We start from the raw sequence: 995 nt of genomic DNA, 5'->3' as shown, positions 1-995 counted from the left end.
CCGCTGCTGACTTAAAAAGAATGGGTGCGCGCAACCTAATGGACGCACTAAAGCGCGTACCTGGCTTAGGTGTTTACCAAACTAATATGGGAAGGTCTACCCTCGAGATAAGAGGGCTAAAAACAGACTTCAGTGAAAAAGTATTATTTCTAATCAATGGCCACGCTAACAATAACAACCTGGTAAATGGTGGTGCACTAAGCTCTTACAACAACTTTATTGTCGATGACATTAGCCGGGTAGAAATTGTCCGTGGCCCTGGCTCAGCACTCTACGGAGCCAATGCTTTTGTCGCCGTAATTAACATCATCACCAAAACGGCTCAGAATACACAAGAAACAACACTAAGCGCAGGCATCGGAAGTGACCAATCAAGGAAGCTCAATGCATCGTATCGCGATGGTACAGGCCCTTTAAAGATGGTGAACAGATTGTAGCCATCATTTCGGACTACATTATGCCTGTTACCAAAGGCGATAAGTTCTTGATTGACGTTCATGCCATGTTCCCTGATATCATCAAGATAATACTCACGGGTCATGCCGATAGCTCAGCAGTCCAAGAAGCCTATGAACAAGCGAATCTTGCCGCCTGTTTTGGCAAGCCCTGGGAAATAGAGGATATACTCACCTGCTTAAGAGAGCATTTATCCAATAAGTAGCTGTACGGAGACAGAAGTCTAAGCATGGGAATTCGCAACAAACTACTTTTCATCATTGCTAGTGCACTTTTACTTGTGCTTTATGTCAGCACTCACCTTCAAATAAACCTACACAAGCAAGCATTTGATACCGAGTTAGAGAAGCGTATCGTTCTGCTAAAACATAACCTCAACCAACAAGCACTCGTCCAAGCCCAAGCGTTGAGTAGCTCGATCGCAGAAAACCTGGCATCGTTCAATCTTTTTTCTCTAACCCAAATTATTAACGATTCTGTCAACAACACACCAGAGCTGCAGCAAGCTATTTTAGTATCCAAAAACGGCAAAGTATTTA

Annotated in this window: 3 protein-coding genes; all 3 read left to right on the top strand. The window is 43.6% G+C overall.

Going from position 1 to position 995, the window contains the following annotated elements; genetic code table 11:
* Positions 1 to 437, top strand: a 437-nt coding sequence (locus A3766_RS07370; protein WP_156508762.1) for a TonB-dependent receptor, incomplete at its 5' end; no start/stop codon positions are given.
* A 20-nt stretch (positions 438 to 457) separates the two neighbouring features.
* Positions 458 to 661: a hypothetical protein gene (locus A3766_RS07365; RefSeq protein ID WP_068510480.1), complete on the top strand. Its 204-nt coding sequence runs from the start codon at positions 458 to 460 to the stop codon at positions 659 to 661.
* Between the two features lie 24 nt (positions 662 to 685).
* On the top strand, positions 686 to 995 hold a 310-nt coding region (locus A3766_RS07360), incomplete at its 3' end, for a hypothetical protein (protein WP_156508761.1).

The sequence above is a fragment of the Oleiphilus sp. HI0132 genome (assembly GCF_001635845.1).
Note: the sequence above shows the minus strand (reverse complement) of the source record. Positions and strands in the feature narration are given on the sequence as shown.

Excerpts from the sequence above, each read along its gene's own strand:
- A3766_RS07365 (WP_068510480.1), top strand. The coding sequence starts at position 458 with ATGCCTGTTACCAAAGGCGATAAGTTCTTGATTGACGTTCATGCCATG.